Here is a 19,576-nt window from a genome sequence, read left to right as displayed (position 1 = left end):
TGTTATTTTTGATTAATTGTTTTTGTATTTTGAGCAATATTAATAGTAATTTTTTTTGGTTTTTCTTCTTCAGGAATATTGCATTCAAAATGTAATTTTAATAAACCTAAAGATAATTCAGCTTTTTTGACTTTAATTTTATGTTCTAAATTGAAATTTAAAGAAAAATTGTTAAATATTATACCTTGATGCAAACAATGATTATGTTCTTGATTTTTTTCATTTTTGTGTTTATTTTGAATTTGTTTTTTACCTTGAATAGATAACTGGCTATTATGAACAGAGATATCTAACTCTTCTTCTGTAAAACCTGGTACACTAAGTATTAATTGATATTCAGTTTCATTAATTTGATATAAATTATATTTTGGTGTATCAGAAATAGGTTTTTCTCCTGTTAATGTGCTAAACATTTTGTCGATTTGATTAAATCGATTTGAAAAAATATTATGATCATTAAAATTAGGAATAAATGAAAGTGAACGATAAGACATTAATAAGCTCCTTAAAAATATTTGAACTATAAAAATTGAAATATTAATATTTTCTAAAATATTTACTAATAAGAAAATTACAATATCTTATTACCTTATAGTAAGGTTTTATTTTTTTTTTTCAATAGCAAGCTTAAAATTAATTTAAAATTGTTTTTTATATAAAAAAATATTTATATATTTTTAGAATATATGAAATTACATAAAAATTGTACAAAATTATAAAATGAAACGACTTAAATCTTCATTAGATACTAATTGATCTAAATGTTGACTGACATATTGTGCATTAATTTTAATTTTTTTACCCTTGTTTTCACTTGCATTAAATGATATATCTTCCATTAATTTTTCTAATATAGTATGCAATCTGCGAGCTCCAATATTTTCCATAGATTCATTAACTTTCCAAGCTGTTTCTGCAATATTTCTTATCCCTTCTTTTGTAAAATTAATATCAACACCTTCTGTTGTCATAAGAGCTTTATATTGCGCAGTAATAGATGCTCTAGGTTCAGTTAAAATTTTCTCAAAATCATCAACAGTCAATGCTTGTAATTCTACTTTAATAGGTAAACGTCCTTGTAATTCTGGAATTAAATCTGATGGAGTAGAAGTTTGAAAGGCGCCAGAAGCGATAAATAAAATATGATCTGTTTTGACCATTCCATATTTAGTGGATACTGTACACCCCTCAACTAAAGGCAATAAATCTCTTTGAACTCCTTCTCGCGAAATATCTGGTCCAGAAGACTCTCCTCTTTTACAAATTTTATCAATTTCATCAATAAATACAATACCATTTTGTTCTACTGCATTAATAGCTTCTTTTTTAATTTCTTCTTGATTAATTAACTTTGTAGCTTCTTCTTCTGTCAATAATACTCTTGCATCTTTAATTTTCAGACGTCTTCTATTTTTTTTGTTCCCACTTAAATTTTGAAATAGAGATTGTAATTGATTAGTTAACTCTTCCATACCTGGAGGAGCCATAATTTCAATTCCCATAGTAGTAGATAATAAATTAATTTCTATTTCTTTTTCGTCCAATAAACCTTCTCTTAATTTTTTTCGAAATATTTGAATAGTTTTTGAAAAACTTTCATTTTTTTCGTTTTCTGTGCAAGTTTTATCTGGCCTTGGAACAAGAACATCTAATATTTTTTCTTCTACTACTTCCTCAACACGGATTTTATTATTTTCAATATTTTTAATACGAATCATTTTGATTGCTGCATCAGTTAAATCACGAATAATTGAATCAACTTCTTTTCCAACATACCCAACTTCGGTAAATTTCGTAGCCTCAACTTTAATAAAAGGAGAATGAGCTAATTTAGCTAAACGCCTTGCTATTTCTGTTTTACCTACTCCGGTTGGACCAATCATTAAAATATTTTTAGGAGTGATTTCGTGACGTAGTTCATTGTTTAATTGCATCCGACGCCAACGATTTCTTAATGCAATAGATACCGCTCTTTTTGCTTTTTCTTGACCAATTATAAATTTATCAAGTTCAGAAACAATTTGAGAAGGAGTCATGTCAGACATAAAGATTAATTCCTTATTTTTCTGAAAATAGTTCTTTTATAGTAAATATATGATTTGTATATATACAAATATTAGCAGCGATATGTAATGATTTTTCTACAATTTCATGCGCATTTAAATTTGTATTATCTATTAATGCCTTAGCAGAAGATTGCGCATAAGATCCTCCGGATCCTATAGCTATTAAATCATCTTCAGGTTGTATAACATCTCCATTTCCTGTGATAATTAATGAAGTATCTTTATCAGCAACCGCTAATAATGCTTCTAATTTGCGTAACATTCTATCTGATCGCCAATCTTTCGCTAATTCAATAGCAGCACGTTGTAATTGACCTTGATACATGGCTAATTTTTTTTCGAACATTTCAAATAAAGTAAATGCATCTGCAGTTCCTCCTGCAAAACCTGCAATTACTTGGTCATGATATAATGACCTAATTTTTTTTACATTACTTTTCATAATTGTATTGCCTAAAGTTGCTTGTCCATCACCTCCAATTACTACTTTATTTTTTAATCTTACACTTAATATTGTAGTCACAAGAAAACCTCTTTAAATAATATTTTATTTCTTATATTCTTTATAAAAAATATCTTATTTATAATATATATGATTAACTATTTAATCAAAATAGTATATGCTTACTTAATAGATTTTTAAAATTACTTTTCAATATGATATATTATTTAAGTTTTAGTCTAAATAATTTTAATAATGAATAATACTATTATGACATTAATATTTTTATAAATTTTCTAATGTCTGAACGTATCTCCATTTATTTTTCGGTTTTTCAGGTAATAATTCATGATTTTGATTGATTATTATATGTTTAGGATTTATTTTTTTAGAAACACTATAAATATTAATAATGCTTAATAAAATAAAAAAAATAAATATACATGTAGTTATATATATATATCGTTTTCTATTGTATGTTTTATTTTTCTTAAAATTTATCGCATGACTTTTTTTTTTGATTTTATACATTATCTGATCTACATATAATTTACATCACGAATAGATTAATAATTTTTTGTGAAATATTATTAATGTTTATACTAAAAAAGTTAAAACTATTATAAATGATAATAAAGATTAAGATAGATATTTATAATTAATTACGGGAATGCGTTATATGAAAAAAAAAATTCATCCTAATTATACTAAAGTTACTGCTACTTGTTCTTGCGGTAATATAATTGAAATTTTTTCTACTATTGATCATAATTTTCATTTAGATATATGTGCAAAATGTCATCCTTTTTATACAGGAAAGCAAAGAATTGTTGATACAGGAGGTCGTGTTGAAAGATTTAAAAAACGTTTTAAGTTATAAGAAAGAATTTAAAAATAAAGTTATTGTTTAAAATATAAGCATCTTTTATGGTTAATTAAAGATGCTTAATAATTATATATCACATTTATAGAATAATTATATTATATTTCAGTTTAAATTATTAAAGTAATGTTTGATAGCTAAATAAATAGCTTTTGAAATTTTATTTTGATAAATTTTTGTGCTTAATTTTTTTTCTTCTGAAATATTAGTAATAAAACCTGTTTCTATTAATATTGACGGTATATTAATAGAACTTAATATCCCTAAACTAGCATAGTTTGGAGATTGTTTATGTAGTTTAATCTTTTTTTTGAGCTCTCGTAATATATTGCGAGCTATTTTTAATTCAATATCTTTAAAATCATTAGATTGTAAATCTAATATTGTTTTTTTCAAAAATATATCGTTTTGATGTTTTTTCAGAATATTTTCAATTTTTTTAGGGAAAAATATTATTGATGGTTTTATTAAATAATTATTAATTTCGCGATGCATTCTATTTTTTGAAATTATCCATATTGATGCTCCAGAAGCTGATTTTTTTTTAGAAGAATCCGCATGAATAGATATTAATAGATTTGCATAATGTTTTTTAAAAAATTCTTTACGTTTCTTGATTGAAAGATAAATATCTTTTGTACGTGTTAATATTGCATGAAATCTTTGATCATGATTTAATAATTTTTTAATTTTTAATGCAATTGCAATATTTATTGTTTTTTCTTGCAATCCTTTATGACCAATAGCTCCAGGATCTTGCCCGCCATGCCCAGCATCTATAATAATTTCAATTTTTTGTAATTTTTTTATATTTGTTTTATTTGGTATTTTTTTTTTATTAAATGTGTATGTTCAAAAAAAAATAGTGGATTTTTTTTAGATCTTCTTTTTCAAAAAATTTTTTGTGTTGATTTTCACATGCAAGTAAAAAAGTAAACAATACTATCCACTTAAAATAATAATAAAAAATCATTGAATATTCCTTAATTAATTATTTTTTATTGTTTTTTTTTTATTTGCAATTGCAATTAATATTCGTATTTTATTAATTATATATTTTATTAAATATGTTATATAATTAATATATTTTGGAGCGGGAAACGAGATTCGAACTCGCGACCCCAACCTTGGCAAGGTTGTGCTCTACCAGCTGAGCTATTCCCGCAATAATAAATTTTATTTTATATTTATAAAATATATTTTTCAAGCTTTCTTTTTGAAAAAATAATTTTTATAAAAGTTTAATTCTAAAACAGATTCACGAATATCTTCTAACGCTCTATGTGTATTTTGTTTTTTAAAATTTTTTAGAATTACAGGATTCCAACGATAAAATAGTTCTTTAAGAGTACTAACATCAATATTTCTATAATGAAAATAACTTTCTAATTTAGGCATATATTGAAATAAAAATCGTCTATCTTGAGTTATACTGTTACCGCACATCGGAGATGATTTCATAGGTACCCATTTTTTTAAGAATGTTATAGTTTTATGTTCTGCCATAGCTTCATTATAGACACTACTTTTTATACGTTTTATTAATCCATTTTCTGTATGTGTCATAATATTCCATTGATCCATACATAGAATATATTTTTCTTTTTGATATATTGAAATTACTGGTCCTTCTGCAACGACATTTAAATAGTTATCTGTAATTAATGTAGCAATTTCAATAATACGATGTTTTTTAGGATTTAGACCTGTCATCTCTAAATCAATCCAAATTAAATAATTTTGATTATTTTTCATTATTATTACTTTCGTAAATATTGTTCTTATAATGAAAGAGCTTATTAATTATATTATTTTAGCATGAATAATTTTATAATTATTTCTAATGTTTATCGAAATAATTTTTATCTATTAATATATAATATACAATACTTTAAAAGTATAAGTATATTATTATTAAAAATAAATGTATAACATTATTGAACATTAAATTTTTAAAAAATAATTATTTTAAGTAAATATAAAGTATGCAAATCAGATGAGTTATATTTTAAGAGAGCTGAAATCTTTAATGAAAAATATTAATTTAAATCATACTCAATCATATAAAAATTTACAAAACCACTTTAAGAAAATAAAAAATTTACATTTAAAAGAACTGTTTTTAAATGATACTGATCGATTTAAAAAATTTTCAATTTTATTTGAAAAAGAAATCTTAGTTGATTTTTCAAAAAATCGTATTACTGATGAAACAATAAAGCAATTAATTAATTTAGCTCAAGAAACTGATTTAAGATCTGCAATAAAACTCATGTTTTCTGGAGCTAAAATAAATCAAACAGAAAATCGATCAGTTTTACATATAGCATTACGCAACAGGAATAATTATCCTATTATAATTAATAATTACAATATTATGTCAGAAATAAATATTTTATTAAAAAAAATGAAATATTTTTCACAAGATATCATTAACGGTCATTGGAAAGGGTATACAGGTCAATCAATTTCAGATGTGGTAAATATTGGAATTGGCGGATCAGATTTAGGTCCATATATGGTAAATGAAGCATTATATCCATATAAGAATCACTTAAATATTCATTATGTTTCTAATATAGATAGTAGTCATCTGTTAAAAGTTTTAAAAAACATTAATCCAGAAAAAACTATTTTTTTAATAGCTTCTAAAACTTTTACTACTGATGAAACTCTAACTAATGCAATAAGTGCAAAAAAATGGTTTTTAAATTACGCAAAAGATTTACATACTTTAGATAAACATTTTTTTGCTTTATCTGTTAATATTCAAAATGCTTTAAATTTTGGTATTCATATCAATAATATTTTTAAATTTTGGGATTGGGTAGGAGGACGTTTTTCATTATGGTCTGCCGCAGGTTTGTCGATTATATTGTCAATTGGATTTAATAATTTTGAAAAATTTTTAGATGGCGCGCATGCTATGGATAATCATTTTTATAATACTAGTTATTATAAAAATATTCCAGTATTATTAGCTTTACTTAGTATTTGGTATAGTAATTTTTTTGGATCAGAAACAGAAGCAATATTACCTTATGATCAATATATGCATCGTTTTGCAGCATATTTGCAACAATCTAATATGGAATCTAATGGAAAATCTATTAATAGAAATGGTGAAAAAATATTTTATCAAACCGGACCTATTATTTGGGGAGAACCTGGGACTAATGGTCAACATGCATTTTATCAATTAATACATCAAGGTACTAAATTAATTCCTTGTGATTTTATCGCTCCGATTTTATCGCATAATGATTTAGGAGACCATCATATCAAATTAATATCTAATTTTTTAGCTCAAACACAAGCATTAGCTTTTGGTAAATCACATGATGTTGTTTTGCAAGATTTAATACTATCTAAAAAACACCAACAAGAAATTAATAAAATTTTGCCTTTTAAAATATGTGAAGGCAACAAGCCTACTAATTCAATATTAATAAGAAAAATTACTCCTTATAATTTAGGAGCTTTAATTGCGTTATATGAGCATAAAATTTTTGTACAAGGTTATATATTAAATATTTTTAGCTTTGATCAATGGGGAGTGGAAATTGGTAAAGAACTATCTAAAAATATTTATCATTCTTTAAAAAATAATATACATATTGATAATAATTATGATTCTTCTACTCAAGGATTAATTGATTTTTATAAATTTTTTCACAGATAAAAATGAATTATTAAAGATATTTAAAAATCAAACATCACTATGTAGTATATAAAATTGGTTAAATATGTTTTTAGAGTGCATAATAATATAATATTATTATTGTGTAATATTTCAAAAATATTTTAATGTTATAGTAATATAATAGAAATATGAGTGTTGACTATGTTAATATCAATTAAATTAAAAATACAAAATTTTGGTCAATTTTTAAGTAATATGATTATGCCTAATATAAGTATTTTTATTGTATGGGGAATAATGAGCGCTTTGTTTATTCCATTAGGATGGCAGCCTAATAAAAGTTTAGAGCAATTAATTAGACCAATAATTTTCTATCTTTTACCTATATTAATTGGATATACTGGGGGTAGTTTAGTTGCAGGAAAGAGAGGAGGGTTAATTGGATCTATTACTACTATCGGAGTTATTGCCAGCGCTGATATTCCTATGTTATTAGGGGGTATGATTGTTGGTCCTATGAGTGGTTGGATTATAAAATATATTGATACAAAAATCAACAATAAAATTAAATATGGTTTTGAAATGCTAGTTAATAATTTTTCTATTGCTATATTAGGATTATTGTTATCAGTTATTTCATTTTTAATTATTGGACCATTGATTGTATGGTTATCTCATGTTTTAGAATATTTAATTAAAATGATTATGTATTATCATTTATTACCTCTGACAGCTATTATTATTGAGCCTGCTAAAATATTTTTTTTAAATAATGCTATTAATCATGGAATTTTTTCACCTTTAGGCATACAAGAAGCATCAGAAAAACATATTTCTATCTTTTTTTTAATTGAATCAAATCCAGGTCCAGGTTTAGGTATATTAATCGCGTGGTTATTATTTGGAAAAGGACATTTATCTAAATCTGCAGGAGGAGCTGCAATTATTGAATTTTTAGGAGGAGTTCATGAAATTTATTTTCCTTATGTTTTAATGCAACCTAAATTGATAATTTCTTTAATATTAGGTAGTATGTGTAGTATTTTTATATTAGTTTTTTTACAGGGTGGATTAATTTCAACAGCATCACCAGGTTCTATTTTATCTATTTTAGCCATGACTCCTAAAGGTTGTTATTTGACTAATATGATATCTGTATTTTGTGCTTTTTTAGTTTCTTTTATAAGCGCTGCTTTATTATTAAAATTTCAGTATAAAATAAATCATGATAATAAAAATTTTCAAAATCATCAAAATATTAATGATTCAAAAGTCTTAATTAATAATTCAAATAATAATTTTGATTCAAATATTATTAAAACTATTATTGTTGCGTGCGATGCTGGAATGGGATCAAGTGCATTAGGTGCTAGTATTTTACGTAAGAAAATCAAAAAAGCTAATTTGCATCATATTTCTGTGGTTAATACAGCTATTAATTTATTACCTAAAAAAACAGATTTAGTAATTACACATAAAAATTTAACACCTAGAGCTCAAAAATACGCCCCATATGCACATCATATATCTTTAAAAAACTTTCTTAATGATAATTTTTATGATAATTTAATAGAAAAATTAGCACAAAATTCCATGAATCTTGATTCTACTAATCTTTTAAAAAATAATAATAAAAAAGAATCATTAGACTTATTTCAATTAACTGAAAGTAATATATTACTAAATCAAAATGCTCATAATAAAGAAGAAGCTATTAATATTATTGGTCAAAATTTAGTTGAACAAGGTTACGTGAAATCTGATTATATTCAATCAATGCTCGATAGAGAAAAGCTATCGTCTACTTGGCTTGGTGAATCAATAGCCTTACCCCATGGAACTATTGAATCAAAAGATTCTGTTTTAAAAACAGGTATAATTTTTTGTCAATTTCCTAAGGGAGTTCGATTTGGAGACGAAATTGATGATATTGCTTATCTTGTTATTGGTATTGCAGCTAAAAATAACGAACATATTACTGTAGTAAGTAATATTACTAATGCGTTAGATAATAAAGAAACGATTAAAAAATTATCTACTACTAATAGTAAAAGTGAAGTTTTGTCACTTTTAAATATGAAATAAATTCATTTTTTTAATTTATAATACAACATTTAATTAAATCTATTTTATGAAAGCACTTCATTTTGGAGCTGGGAATATTGGACGTGGTTTTATTGGAAAAACATTATCAGAATCTGGATTTGATATTATTTTTGCAGACTTAAATCAAGATATAATTAATTTAATTAATTATTATAAACAATATTCCGTTAAAACTGTAGGTATTAATTTACACAAAATTACTGATATAAAAAAAATTTCTGCTATTAATTGTAAAGATGAAAAAATTTTTGAACAAATTAGCGCAGTTGATTTAATTACTACTGCTGTTGGTGTAAATGCATTAAATAGTATTGCGATCATTATTACCAAAGGAATTATATTAAAAATTAAAAGAGGCTCTTTAAAGACACTGAATATTATTGCTTGTGAAAATAAAATTAAAGCTAGCTCTTTTTTGAAAGAAGCAGTATTAAAAATATTACCTAATAAATATCATAATTATTTAAATCAATATATAGGATTTGTAGATTGCAGTATTGATACAATCATACCTTCATCTAATCATAATCAATCTAATTTATTGGTAATTGCTGAAGAATTCAAAGAATGGATTGTAAATGCAAATCAATTCAAAGGTATTATTCCTAAAATACTTGATATGAAATTAAGTCATGATTTAAATCCATTTATTGAGCGAAAATTGTTAACTTTGAACACAGGACATGCTATTGCATCCTATCTTGGATTAATTAAACAGTATAAAACAATAAAAGAGGCTATTCAAAATCCAAAAATACGAATGATTGTTAAAAATGCTATGGAAGAAAGTGGATCTGTTTTAATAAAACGATATTTTTTTGATAAACATGACCATTTAAATTATATTAAAAAAATTTTTCTTCGTTTTGAAAATAATTTTTTATCAGATCGTCTAGAACGAATTGGCCGTAATCCATTACAAAAATTAGGGTCAGAAGAACGTCTAATTAAACCTATTTTAGGTAGTATAGAATATAAATTACCATATGCTAATTTATCAAAAGGCGTTGCTGCAGCATGTCATTATTTTAATTGTAATGATTTAGAATCTATGAAACTTGCATCTTTAATTAAAGAAAAAGGTATAGAAAAAACGTTAATGCATATTTGTAATTTTAAGTTAAATAAAGAAGCAATATATTGTATTAAAAAATCATATTATGAAATAATTCAAGAAATGCAATAAACGTATTTATAATTTTTTATATTTAGAGTGTTTAGTAAGATTTATTTATGCATGATAAATCAAATAAATTATGATATAAATGTTAATTTGAAAAAATTAATTTTTTTAATTAATTATTTCTTGATCATATTTTGAAGCATTCTAAAAAAATACGATTTATTATTTTAAATATTTTTGAAAATATAAAAAAATTAATATTTTTTTATAGTTTTATTGCTGAGTTAATAAAAAAATTTTTTTAATATTATATTAAGTTTAAAATCAATAAAGACACTTAACTATCTATTTAAAAAAGATTATATTTGAGAATATAATGAGTTAAAAATGCATTTTATTTATTACGTATAAATATAAGTGCATTAAATATAAGTGTATCTGTAAAAAATTTATTTTTTCATATTTTTTATTTATGAAAATTATAATACATAACGTTTTTAATATTATTTAATTAATATTTCATCAATTTAGAATAATATTTAAATTTCTTTTAATAGAATTGTATTAATATGAAAACTGAATATTGTATTTAAAATGATTTATAGATGTATATTTTATAATAAAATATCAAATATATTACATAATATTATAATTAAAAAAATTATATATATCAATACAAAATATCACAAGTTTGATATTTTAAAATCATGATCTATTTTAAAAATATATTTTTCTATTTAAAATTATTATTTATTATAAATTATACAGTTTAATAATTTTTTAGAATGCTTTGACTAATTATTTTTTTCATCAAAACAGTATTATTATAATAAATTTCTAAATAAAACTAAAAAATAGATAATATTTAAATAAAATGAAATGATATTTTGAAATTTTACATATATATCATCTAATCTTAATATAAATATTTTATAAAAATTTTATAAAATTAAATATTAAAAAAATAATATGTAATTTGAAAAAATTTCTATTTTTATTAAAAATATAATGTATTTATAGAATTTAAAAAATCAGATATATAAACATTTCGCAACATTTCAGTCTATTATAAATATAGAATATTCTTATAATTTTTTTATTAAGAAATTCTTGAAACTAATTTTTATTATAAAAACTTAATATTAATAAAGCATTATGTATATTAAAAATATAAATTCTTTACAGAGTAAAAAGCCTATTGTTATTTTTTTGATGGGACCGACAGCATGCGGTAAAAGTACATTAGCGGTATATCTTAAAAAATACTTACCAATAGAATTAATTAGTGTCGATTCTGCAGCAATTTATCGCGGCATGGATATTGGAACAGATAAACCAAATATTCATGATTTATCTACTCATACTTATCGTTTACTAAATATTAAAGATCCTAGTGAAAATTATTCAGCTGCAGAATTTCGTCAGGATGCTTTAAAAGAAATCAATTATATAATTAAATTAGGAAAAACACCGCTGCTGGTTGGCGGTACAATGTTTTATTATCATGTTTTATTACATGGGCTATCTAGTTTACCATCATCAAATACTAAACTTCGTAAATATTTATTAGAAAATAATCAGAAAAAATTTTTTTTACATAATAAATTAACATTAATTGATCCAATTTCAGCAAAACGCATTCATAAAAATGATCTTCAGAGAACACTGAGAGCATTAGAAATTTTTTATCTTACTGGAAAAACTTTAACAGAACTTAAAAATAGCCATTTGAATAAATTACCATATAATATTTTTCAATTTTCAGTATTACCTCCTAGCAGAGAATGGTTAAATTATCAAATTGAAAGACGTATAAAAAACATGTTAATTATGGGTTTTCAAAAGGAAGTTGAGCTACTTTTTTTTCGAGGTGATTTACATATAAATTTATCATCTATTCGATGTATTGGATATCGTCAAATGTGGCAGTATCTTGAATATCAATTTAACTATAAGGAGATGTTTAACCAAATAGTGTATGCAACCAGAACGCTTGCTAAAAATCAATTAACATGGTTAAAAAAGTGGGAAAATGTTGATCAAACATTATGTAATTCTAATCCTAAAATCTTATTAGAAAAAATGTTAAGAATTTTTTAAAATAAAAATAATATTAAAATAAATTTAATAATACTTTTTTGAAAAATGTATAATTGATTATTTAAATATATAAATGTGTTATTTCATGATTTTATATAATGATAATCAAACTAATTAAATGAGGTATAAAATGGTTTGGAATAAACCAAATAATAATCAACCTGAATTAGATCCATGGGGGAAAAAAAATAGTAATAATAAAAATTATTCAGGAAAAAAAAATGAAGACAAAAAAACTTTATTAGATGTAAAAAAAATTCTATATCGTTTTAAAAATATTATTAATTATAATACTAATTCACAAAACTCATCAAAAAAGATAATTAATCCTTTTTTTACAATAATATTAATTAGTTTATTTATTTGGTTTCTTAGTGGTTTTTATACAATTAAAGAAGCGGAACGTGGTGTAGTGACTAGGTTTGGAAAATTTAGTCATTTAGTAGAACCCGGATTAAATTGGAAACCAGTTTTTTTTAATGAAGTTAAAGTAATTAATGTAGAAACTGTAAGAGAGTTAGCTACTTCGGGTATCATGTTAACTGCGGATGAAAATGTAGTACGTGTAGAAATGAATGTGCAATATAAAGTTACAAATCCTATTAATTATCTATTTTCTAATGCTTATCCTGATGATAGTTTACGTCAAGCAACAGATAGCGCATTAAGAGGTGTTATTGGACATTCGACTATGGATAGAGTATTAACAGAAGGGCGTACTTTAGTGAGAAGCGACACTCAACAAGAAATTGAAGCAATCATTAAGCCATATAATATGGGTATTACAATATTAGATGTAAATTTTCAAACAGCTAGACCTCCTGAAGAAGTTAAAGCTGCTTTTGATGATGCAATTGCTGCTCGTGAAAATCGTGAACAATATATACGTGAAGCTGAAGCATATTCTAATGAAGTGCAACCAAAGGCTAATGGACAAGCACAAAGAATATTAGAAGAAGCAAAAGCATATTCTTCTAGTATAATTCTTAAAGCTCAAGGTGAAGTCGCTCAATTTAATAAAATTTTACCTGAATATCTATTATCAAAGAAAATAACATTAAAACGTCTTTACATAGAATCTATGGAACGATTATTTAAAAATAATAAAAAAATATTTATTGATAAACAAGACAATTCAGCATTTTTTGTATCTTTAGACAATTTTTTTTCTATCATGAATTCAATTAATAATGTTCATTTAAAGAAAAAAAATATTTTAAAAAATAAAAAATATATTAATAATAAGAGTTCTTTTTCTTCATCAGCTTCTGAGAACATTTTAGAAGAGCGTCGTGTTAATTCTGTTCGAAGTGATTTTAAAAATATGGAAAAGAATAAATATGAATAAAGTTGTTATTTTTTTATCAAGTATTTTTATTTTTTTATTATCTTCTTCTCTTTTTATTGTTAAAGAAGGAGAACGTGGAATTGTTTTGCAATTTGGAAAAGTTATCCGTAATAATAAACAAAAAACAGTTGTATATAATCCCGGATTACATTTTAAATTACCATTTTTAGATAAAGTTAAAATGCTAGATGTTCGGATTCATACAATGGATAATCAAGCAGATCGTTTTGTTACTAAAGAAAAAAAAGATTTAATTGTTGATTCATATATAAAATGGCGCATTAATAATTTTAGTCGATATTATCTTACTACTGGTGGAGGAGACGTTATCCAAGCTGAAGTATTATTAAAAAGAAAATTTAGTGATCGATTACGTTCCGAAATTGGTCGTTTAAATGTTCAAGAAATTGTTACAGATTCGCGAGGAAAGTTGACTACAGATGTTTTAAATCAATTAAATAAAGGTACAATTAATTCAAAAAAAACAGATTTAATTAATATTAATAGTATGAATGCATTAGGCATTCAAGTAGTAGACGTACGTATTAAACAGATTAATTTACCTGTTGAAGTTTCAGAGGCGATATATAATCGAATGAGAGCTGAAAGAGAAGCAGTAGCACGTAGTCAACGTTCTCAAGGACAAGAACAAGCAGAAAAGATACGTGCTACAGCTGATTATAAAGTATCTAATATATTAGCTAAAGCACAAAAAGAGGCTTTAATTATTAAAGGAGAAGGTGAGGCAGCAGTAATAAAATTATTTGCAAATAATTTTAGTAAAGAACCAGATTTTTATTTCTTTATTCGAAGTTTACGTGCTTATGAAAATAGTTTTAAAAATCATGAAAGTATTATGTTAATTGATTCAAATAGTAATTTTTTTCAATATATGAAAAAAATTATTAAGATGTTAGATTAATACTTCAAACATAGTAAAAAATTTAAATTTTAATAGGTATAGATAAGAAATGAATAAAAACATCGTAATATTAGGTGCTCAATGGGGTGATGAAGGTAAAGGCAAAATAGTAGACTGTATTAGTTCAGATGCTGAATATGTTGTAAGATATCAAGGAGGACACAATGCAGGTCACACTTTAGTCATAAATAAAAAAAAAATTATTTTACATTTAATTCCATCTGGAATATTACATAAAAATGTAATTGGTATTATTGCGAATGGAGTAGTTATTTCCCCTTCAGCATTAATACAAGAAATAAAAATGTTAGAAGAAAATGATATTATTATTAATGAACGTTTATTTATTTCAAATTCTTCTCCTTTAATTTTACAATATCATATTGAAATGGATCGTGCTCGTGAAAAAAAATTAGGAATCCAGGCATTAGGTACGACCGGAAGAGGTATTGGACCTGCATATGAAGATAAAATTGCACGACGAGCCTTACGTATTGGAGATTTAAAAAATACAAAAACGTTATCTGAACGTTTAAAAAAAATAGTTCATTATTATAATTATCAATTAGTTAACTTTTATCAACATCAATCTATAGATTATAAAATGATTTTAAATGATTTATTATCAAATGCAAAAGTTCTTTTTAATATGATACAAGATACAACTCATATATTACATACTGCTATTAAAAATAAGAAAAAAATAGTTTTTGAGGGAGCTCAGGGTACTTTATTAGATATTGATCATGGAACATATCCTTATGTGACTTCTTCTAATAGCACTATTGGTGGAGTAATGACAGGGACAGGAATAGGACCTAAGAATATTAATACTATTATTGGTGTTACAAAAGCGTACTCTACAAGAGTAGGAAGCGGCCCATTTCCTACTGAATTATTTGATAAAATAGATAAGCATTTTTCTCATCAAGGTAATGAATTTGGTTCGACAACTGGAAGAAAAAGAAGAACAGGATGGTTAGATTCTGTGTCTTTATGTCGGTCAATACAGATTAATTCTATTTCTAGTTTATGTATTACTAAATTAGATGTATTAGATGGATTAGATGAGATAAAAATTTGTATATCTTATAAAAATATTTATACTTCTAAAATCATATCTTTTCCTGATATTAATGAATGGGAACATATTATACCAATATATGAAACATATCCTGGTTGGTCTCAAAAAACATTAGGTATAAAAAAAATAGAAGATCTACCTTATCAAGCACGAGCTTATATTAATCGTATACAAGAAATTACTCAAACTCCTATTAGTATTATTTCTACTGGTCCGGATCGTTCAGATATTATTTTTATTCACGATATTATTCATATTAACAAATCAATTACTTTAAATACAATATAATACATGTATTATTTATTATAATGTATCATCATATTTATTATCAAATAAAGATATATGGAGAAGTAAATATGGTAGTCGATTCCTACCAAAAAAAAGAAGAAAGAAAACACAAGAATTCTATCCCAAGTCGAGAAGCTATTATATTTTTATTAAAAAAATATAAAAACTTAATGAGTCAAAAAAAAATAGAAAAAAAATTATGTATTAATAATCAAAATAATAAAAAAGCATTACATCATAGATTAAAATTAATGGAACAAGACGGTCAAGTAATACATGTTAAAAAACGTTTTTATACAGTTCCTCAGCATTGTAAAGTCATTCAAGGAACAGTCATAGGACATAGAGATGGTTATGGATTTTTAAGAACAGATATATTAAAAGATGATCTTTTTTTGTCATCTGATCAAATGAAATATTGTATTCATGGTGATATTATTCTTGCTTATATTATGTTGTCTGATAAAAAAAAACGCAATTCAGCAAAATTTTTAAAATTATTAAAACCAAATAATTTATTAATTATTGGTCGATATTATATTCATAAAAAAATTAGTTTCGTTATACCTGATGATACTCGTTTTAATTTTAAAATTTTTATTATTTCAGATTTAAAAGAAAAAATTTCTATAGGATCGATTGTTTCTGTTAAATTACTATATCAATCTGGAAGAAATATTAAAGTACAAGGATATATAACAGAAGTTCTTGGGAAAAAAATGAGTACCAATTTAGCTATAGATATAGCCTTACGTACACATTCCATTCCTTTTTTATGGTCTCAAGCAGTCAAAAGTGAATTATATGAAATTAATAATAAATCGGTTGAATATGATATTAAAAATCGTATTGATTTAAGACATTTACATTTTATTACTATTGATGATGAAGATGCTCATGATTTTGATGATGCTGTGTTTTGTAAAAAAAAAAATAATACAGAAGAAAATTGGAGTTTATTAGTAGCTATTTCAGATGTAAGTTTTTATGTTAAATCAAATACAGCTATAGATAAAGAAGCATTATCACGAGGTACATCTATATATTTCCCTTCATTAGTTATACCTATGTTACCAGAAAAAATTTCTACAGATTTATGTTCTTTAAATCCTCAAGTTGATCGTTTATGTGTAATTTGCGAAATGAATTTATCTGATAAAGGTGAATTAATGAGTTACAAACATTATGAAGCAGTTATCTGCTCTCATGGTAGATTCACGTATAGTGAAGTTTCTCAACTTTGGAATGGTGATATATTTTTAAAAAATAAATATCAAAAATCTTTTAAATATATTCAAAATTTATTTGATTTGCAAAAAATTTTTAATAAAAATAAAATATCTAAAAAAGGTATTGATTTTAATAATATAGAACCCAAGTTTATTTTAGATTCTAATTTGAGAATTAAAAAAATATGTGAAAATATTAGAAATGATGCGCATAAATTTATTGAATCATGTATGATATTAGCTAATATAGCTTCATCTTTTTTTATTAAAAAATACGCACATCCTGTTTTATTTCGCAATCATGCTTCTCCAAAAAAAGATAATGTTGTTCGATTACGTTTATTTCTCCATGAGATGGGTTTAACATTATTAGGAGGAGATATTCCACAATCTAGTCATTACTCTAATTTATTAAAAACCATTTCTAATCATTCTCAATATGATATTATTCAAACAATTTTACTGCGTTCTATGACACAGGCTATATATTCTCCTGACCATTGTGGTCATTTTGGTTTAGATTTATCTAGTTATGTTCATTTTACTTCACCTATTCGACGTTATCCTGATTTAATAGTACATAGAATTATTAAATATTTATTATTACAAAATAAAAAAAATATTATTCATAAAAAAGATAATATTTCTAAAAATTATTTGTATACTACTCATGAAATGAGAGAAATAGGAATGCATTGTTCAATGGCTGAAAGACGTGCAGACATAGCTAATAGAGATGTTTTTGATTGGTTAAAATGTGAATTTATGCACCAAAAAATTGGATGTATATTAAAAGGTGTTATTTCTAATGTTACTTCATTTGGATTTTATGTTCGTTTAAATAAATTTTTTATTGATGGATTAGTTCATATTACTTCTTTAAAAGATGATTATTATTATTTTGATTCATTAAGATTAAAATTAATTGGGAAAGCTCATAAAAATATTTATCGTCTTGGTGATGTTTTACAAGTACAGGTAGTTTCTGTAAATTTAATAGAAAGAAAAATAGAATTATCTTTATATAAATCTTTTTCATAATTTTTAAGACAATTAAATTTTATTGATTTTTCTTATAAACTACAATAATATATAAAATGATAAATTTTTTAAATTATAAAGACCTTCCTTGTTTTCGTAACAAGAATTATAAAAATATTTTATAGAAAGCTAGATTATCCAAAGGATCAAATATTCATGCGTCATTATGAAATTATATTTATAGTTCATCCTGATCACAGCGATAAAATACCGCTACTGAATGAAAAATATAAACAAATTATTGAATCAGATAATGGAGTTATACATCGTCTAGAAGATTGGGGTAGACGTCAATTATCTTATTCAATTCATAAATTAAATAAAGCACATTATATTTTAATGAATATAGAAGTTATTCCTAAAACTATTAGTAGTTTAGAAACAGAATTTCGTTTTAATAAAGTTATTCTTAGAAATATGATTATATGTGTAAAAAAAGCAGTATGTGAATTATCACCAATATTAAAGATACAAGATGAAAAAAAAGAAAAAAAAATATGATCATTCTTATAAAAATATAATTTGATTTTTTACTTAATCTACATAGTATTTTAAATACTTTAAGGAAAGATAAATGGCGCGTTATTTTCGTCGTAGAAAGTTTTGCCGTTTTACTGCAGAAGGTGTTCAAGAAATTGATTATAAAGACCTGTCAACTTTAAAAAATTATATTACAGAAAGTGGTAAAATTGTTCCTAGTCGTATTACAGGCACGCGAGCAAAATATCAAAGACAATTATCTAAAGCTATTAAACGAGCACGTTATCTTGCTTTATTACCATATACTGATCATCATCGTTAAAATATTATATAAAATAAAGAATAATTAATTAATTATAGAGAAATAGATTATGGAAATCATTCTTTTATCAAAAATTCATAAATTAGGTGATTCTGGTAAAATCGTTAATGTTAAATCTGGTTACGCAAGAAATTTTTTAATTCCTACTGGTAAGGCCATTTTAGCAAATAAAAAAAATATTAAATCTTTTGAAGCTCAACGTCTTGCATTAGAGCAAGAAAATATTAATAAAATACTTACAGCACAAGAGCGAGCTGAAAAAATTAAACAAATTAATTCAATTACTATTAAATCAAAAGTTGGAAAAGCTGGAAAAATATTTGGTTCTGTTGGGGTTAGAAACATTGTCAAAGAAATCATATTATTAGGTTTTAAAATAAACAAAAAAGAAATTCGTTTACCTCATGGTTTATTACGTAAAGTTGGTTCACATCGAGTAATTTTTCAACCGCATAAAAAAGTTTGTATTGATTTTACTGTAAATATTGTTTCAAAATAA

Annotated in this window: 17 protein-coding genes and 1 tRNA gene; 12 read left to right on the top strand and 6 right to left on the bottom strand. The window is 24.0% G+C overall.

All coding sequences use genetic code 11. From position 1 onward, the window contains the following. Positions 1-2: 2 nt before the first annotated feature. The 3 genes from GUU85_RS02745 to hslV form a co-directional block, all read right to left on the bottom strand. Positions 3-494, bottom strand: coding sequence for an Hsp20 family protein (locus GUU85_RS02745; protein ID WP_163119713.1), 492 nt, complete (start codon positions 492-494; stop codon positions 3-5). A 219-nt stretch (positions 495-713) separates the two neighbouring features. Then, complete coding sequence (gene hslU / locus GUU85_RS02740) at positions 714-2,045, bottom strand: HslU--HslV peptidase ATPase subunit (RefSeq protein ID WP_163119711.1); 1,332 nt, start codon at positions 2,043-2,045, stop codon at positions 714-716. 13 nt (positions 2,046-2,058) lie between these two features. Beyond that, positions 2,059-2,589 carry an ATP-dependent protease subunit HslV gene (gene hslV / locus GUU85_RS02735; protein ID WP_163119709.1) on the bottom strand — a complete coding sequence of 177 codons (531 nt, stop codon included), beginning with the start codon at positions 2,587-2,589 and terminating at the stop codon, positions 2,059-2,061. Between the two features lie 598 nt (positions 2,590-3,187). Here hslV and rpmE point away from each other — a divergent pair. Beyond that, positions 3,188-3,388, top strand: a complete 201-nt coding sequence (gene rpmE, locus GUU85_RS02730; protein ID WP_163119707.1) for a 50S ribosomal protein L31 — start codon at positions 3,188-3,190, stop codon at positions 3,386-3,388. A gap of 108 nt (positions 3,389-3,496) precedes the next feature. Here rpmE and GUU85_RS02725 read toward each other — a convergent pair whose 3' ends face one another. The 3 genes from GUU85_RS02725 to orn form a co-directional block, all read right to left on the bottom strand. Then, positions 3,497-4,201, bottom strand: a complete 705-nt coding sequence (locus tag GUU85_RS02725; RefSeq protein WP_163119817.1) for an N-acetylmuramoyl-L-alanine amidase — start codon at positions 4,199-4,201, stop codon at positions 3,497-3,499. 279 nt (positions 4,202-4,480) lie between these two features. Continuing rightward, positions 4,481-4,556, bottom strand: a tRNA-Gly gene (locus GUU85_RS02720). A gap of 38 nt (positions 4,557-4,594) precedes the next feature. Continuing rightward, the gene (gene orn, locus GUU85_RS02715; RefSeq protein WP_163119699.1) at positions 4,595-5,146 is read right to left on the bottom strand and encodes an oligoribonuclease; all 552 of its coding nucleotides are present in this window, start codon (positions 5,144-5,146) and stop codon (positions 4,595-4,597) included. Between the two features lie 274 nt (positions 5,147-5,420). Between orn and pgi the strand changes: the two genes are divergently transcribed. The 11 genes from pgi to rplI all read left to right on the top strand — a co-directional run bounded on the left by pgi (position 5,421) and on the right by rplI (position 19,576). Next, positions 5,421-7,073, top strand: coding sequence for a glucose-6-phosphate isomerase (gene pgi / locus GUU85_RS02710; RefSeq protein ID WP_163119815.1), 1,653 nt, complete (start codon positions 5,421-5,423; stop codon positions 7,071-7,073). 162 nt (positions 7,074-7,235) lie between these two features. Beyond that, complete coding sequence (locus GUU85_RS02705) at positions 7,236-9,119, top strand: PTS mannitol transporter subunit IICBA (RefSeq protein WP_163119697.1); 1,884 nt, start codon at positions 7,236-7,238, stop codon at positions 9,117-9,119. A 46-nt stretch (positions 9,120-9,165) separates the two neighbouring features. Further along, a complete protein-coding gene (locus GUU85_RS02700) occupies positions 9,166-10,326 on the top strand; it encodes a mannitol-1-phosphate 5-dehydrogenase (RefSeq protein ID WP_163119695.1) in 1,161 nt (386 codons plus the stop codon). A gap of 1,149 nt (positions 10,327-11,475) precedes the next feature. Continuing rightward, positions 11,476-12,363, top strand: a complete 888-nt coding sequence (miaA, locus tag GUU85_RS02695; protein ID WP_216843179.1) for a tRNA (adenosine(37)-N6)-dimethylallyltransferase MiaA — start codon at positions 11,476-11,478, stop codon at positions 12,361-12,363. Positions 12,364-12,493: 130 nt separating this feature from the next. Beyond that, positions 12,494-13,711 carry an FtsH protease activity modulator HflK gene (gene hflK / locus GUU85_RS02690; RefSeq protein ID WP_163119693.1) on the top strand — a complete coding sequence of 406 codons (1,218 nt, stop codon included), beginning with the start codon at positions 12,494-12,496 and terminating at the stop codon, positions 13,709-13,711. Further along, the gene (gene hflC, locus GUU85_RS02685; protein ID WP_163119692.1) at positions 13,704-14,633 is read left to right on the top strand and encodes a protease modulator HflC; all 930 of its coding nucleotides are present in this window, start codon (positions 13,704-13,706) and stop codon (positions 14,631-14,633) included. The genes hflK and hflC overlap by 8 nt, the downstream gene beginning before the upstream one ends. A 49-nt stretch (positions 14,634-14,682) precedes the next feature. Beyond that, on the top strand, positions 14,683-16,005 hold the full coding sequence (locus tag GUU85_RS02680; protein ID WP_163119691.1) for an adenylosuccinate synthase: 1,323 nt from the start codon (positions 14,683-14,685) through the stop codon (positions 16,003-16,005). A gap of 68 nt (positions 16,006-16,073) precedes the next feature. Then, positions 16,074-18,275, top strand: coding sequence for a ribonuclease R (rnr, locus tag GUU85_RS02675; RefSeq protein ID WP_163119814.1), 2,202 nt, complete (start codon positions 16,074-16,076; stop codon positions 18,273-18,275). Positions 18,276-18,431: 156 nt separating this feature from the next. Then, positions 18,432-18,776 carry a 30S ribosomal protein S6 gene (gene rpsF / locus GUU85_RS02670; RefSeq protein ID WP_163119690.1) on the top strand — a complete coding sequence of 115 codons (345 nt, stop codon included), beginning with the start codon at positions 18,432-18,434 and terminating at the stop codon, positions 18,774-18,776. A 73-nt stretch (positions 18,777-18,849) separates the two neighbouring features. Then, entirely contained in the window at positions 18,850-19,077 is a 228-nt protein-coding gene (gene rpsR, locus GUU85_RS02665) for a 30S ribosomal protein S18 (protein ID WP_163119689.1), read from the top strand. Positions 19,078-19,126: 49 nt separating this feature from the next. Then, the gene (rplI, locus tag GUU85_RS02660; RefSeq protein WP_163119687.1) at positions 19,127-19,576 is read left to right on the top strand and encodes a 50S ribosomal protein L9; all 450 of its coding nucleotides are present in this window, start codon (positions 19,127-19,129) and stop codon (positions 19,574-19,576) included.

The sequence above is a fragment of the Buchnera aphidicola (Uroleucon sonchi) genome (genome assembly GCF_011035165.1).
GTDB classification, from domain to species: domain Bacteria; phylum Pseudomonadota; class Gammaproteobacteria; order Enterobacterales; family Enterobacteriaceae; genus Buchnera; species Buchnera aphidicola_BE.
The sequence above is the reverse complement of the archived record's forward strand: the minus strand, read 5'-3'. Positions and strand labels throughout refer to the sequence as shown.

Coding starts and splice junctions, on each gene's coding strand:
- rplI (WP_163119687.1), top strand. CDS start 19,127: ATGGAAATCATTCTTTTATCAAAAATTCATAAATTAGGTGATTCTGGT.
- rpsF (WP_163119690.1), top strand. CDS start 18,432: ATGCGTCATTATGAAATTATATTTATAGTTCATCCTGATCACAGCGAT.
- hflK (WP_163119693.1), top strand. CDS start 12,494: ATGGTTTGGAATAAACCAAATAATAATCAACCTGAATTAGATCCATGG.
- orn (WP_163119699.1), bottom strand. CDS start 5,146: ATGAAAAATAATCAAAATTATTTAATTTGGATTGATTTAGAGATGACA.
- rnr (WP_163119814.1), top strand. CDS start 16,074: ATGGTAGTCGATTCCTACCAAAAAAAAGAAGAAAGAAAACACAAGAAT.
- GUU85_RS02705 (WP_163119697.1), top strand. CDS start 7,236: ATGTTAATATCAATTAAATTAAAAATACAAAATTTTGGTCAATTTTTA.
- rpmE (WP_163119707.1), top strand. CDS start 3,188: ATGAAAAAAAAAATTCATCCTAATTATACTAAAGTTACTGCTACTTGT.
- pgi (WP_163119815.1), top strand. CDS start 5,421: ATGAAAAATATTAATTTAAATCATACTCAATCATATAAAAATTTACAA.
- miaA (WP_216843179.1), top strand. CDS start 11,476: ATGGGACCGACAGCATGCGGTAAAAGTACATTAGCGGTATATCTTAAA.
- rpsR (WP_163119689.1), top strand. CDS start 18,850: ATGGCGCGTTATTTTCGTCGTAGAAAGTTTTGCCGTTTTACTGCAGAA.
- GUU85_RS02700 (WP_163119695.1), top strand. CDS start 9,166: ATGAAAGCACTTCATTTTGGAGCTGGGAATATTGGACGTGGTTTTATT.
- hslU (WP_163119711.1), bottom strand. CDS start 2,045: ATGTCTGACATGACTCCTTCTCAAATTGTTTCTGAACTTGATAAATTT.
- GUU85_RS02745 (WP_163119713.1), bottom strand. CDS start 494: ATGTCTTATCGTTCACTTTCATTTATTCCTAATTTTAATGATCATAAT.
- hflC (WP_163119692.1), top strand. CDS start 13,704: ATGAATAAAGTTGTTATTTTTTTATCAAGTATTTTTATTTTTTTATTA.
- GUU85_RS02680 (WP_163119691.1), top strand. CDS start 14,683: ATGAATAAAAACATCGTAATATTAGGTGCTCAATGGGGTGATGAAGGT.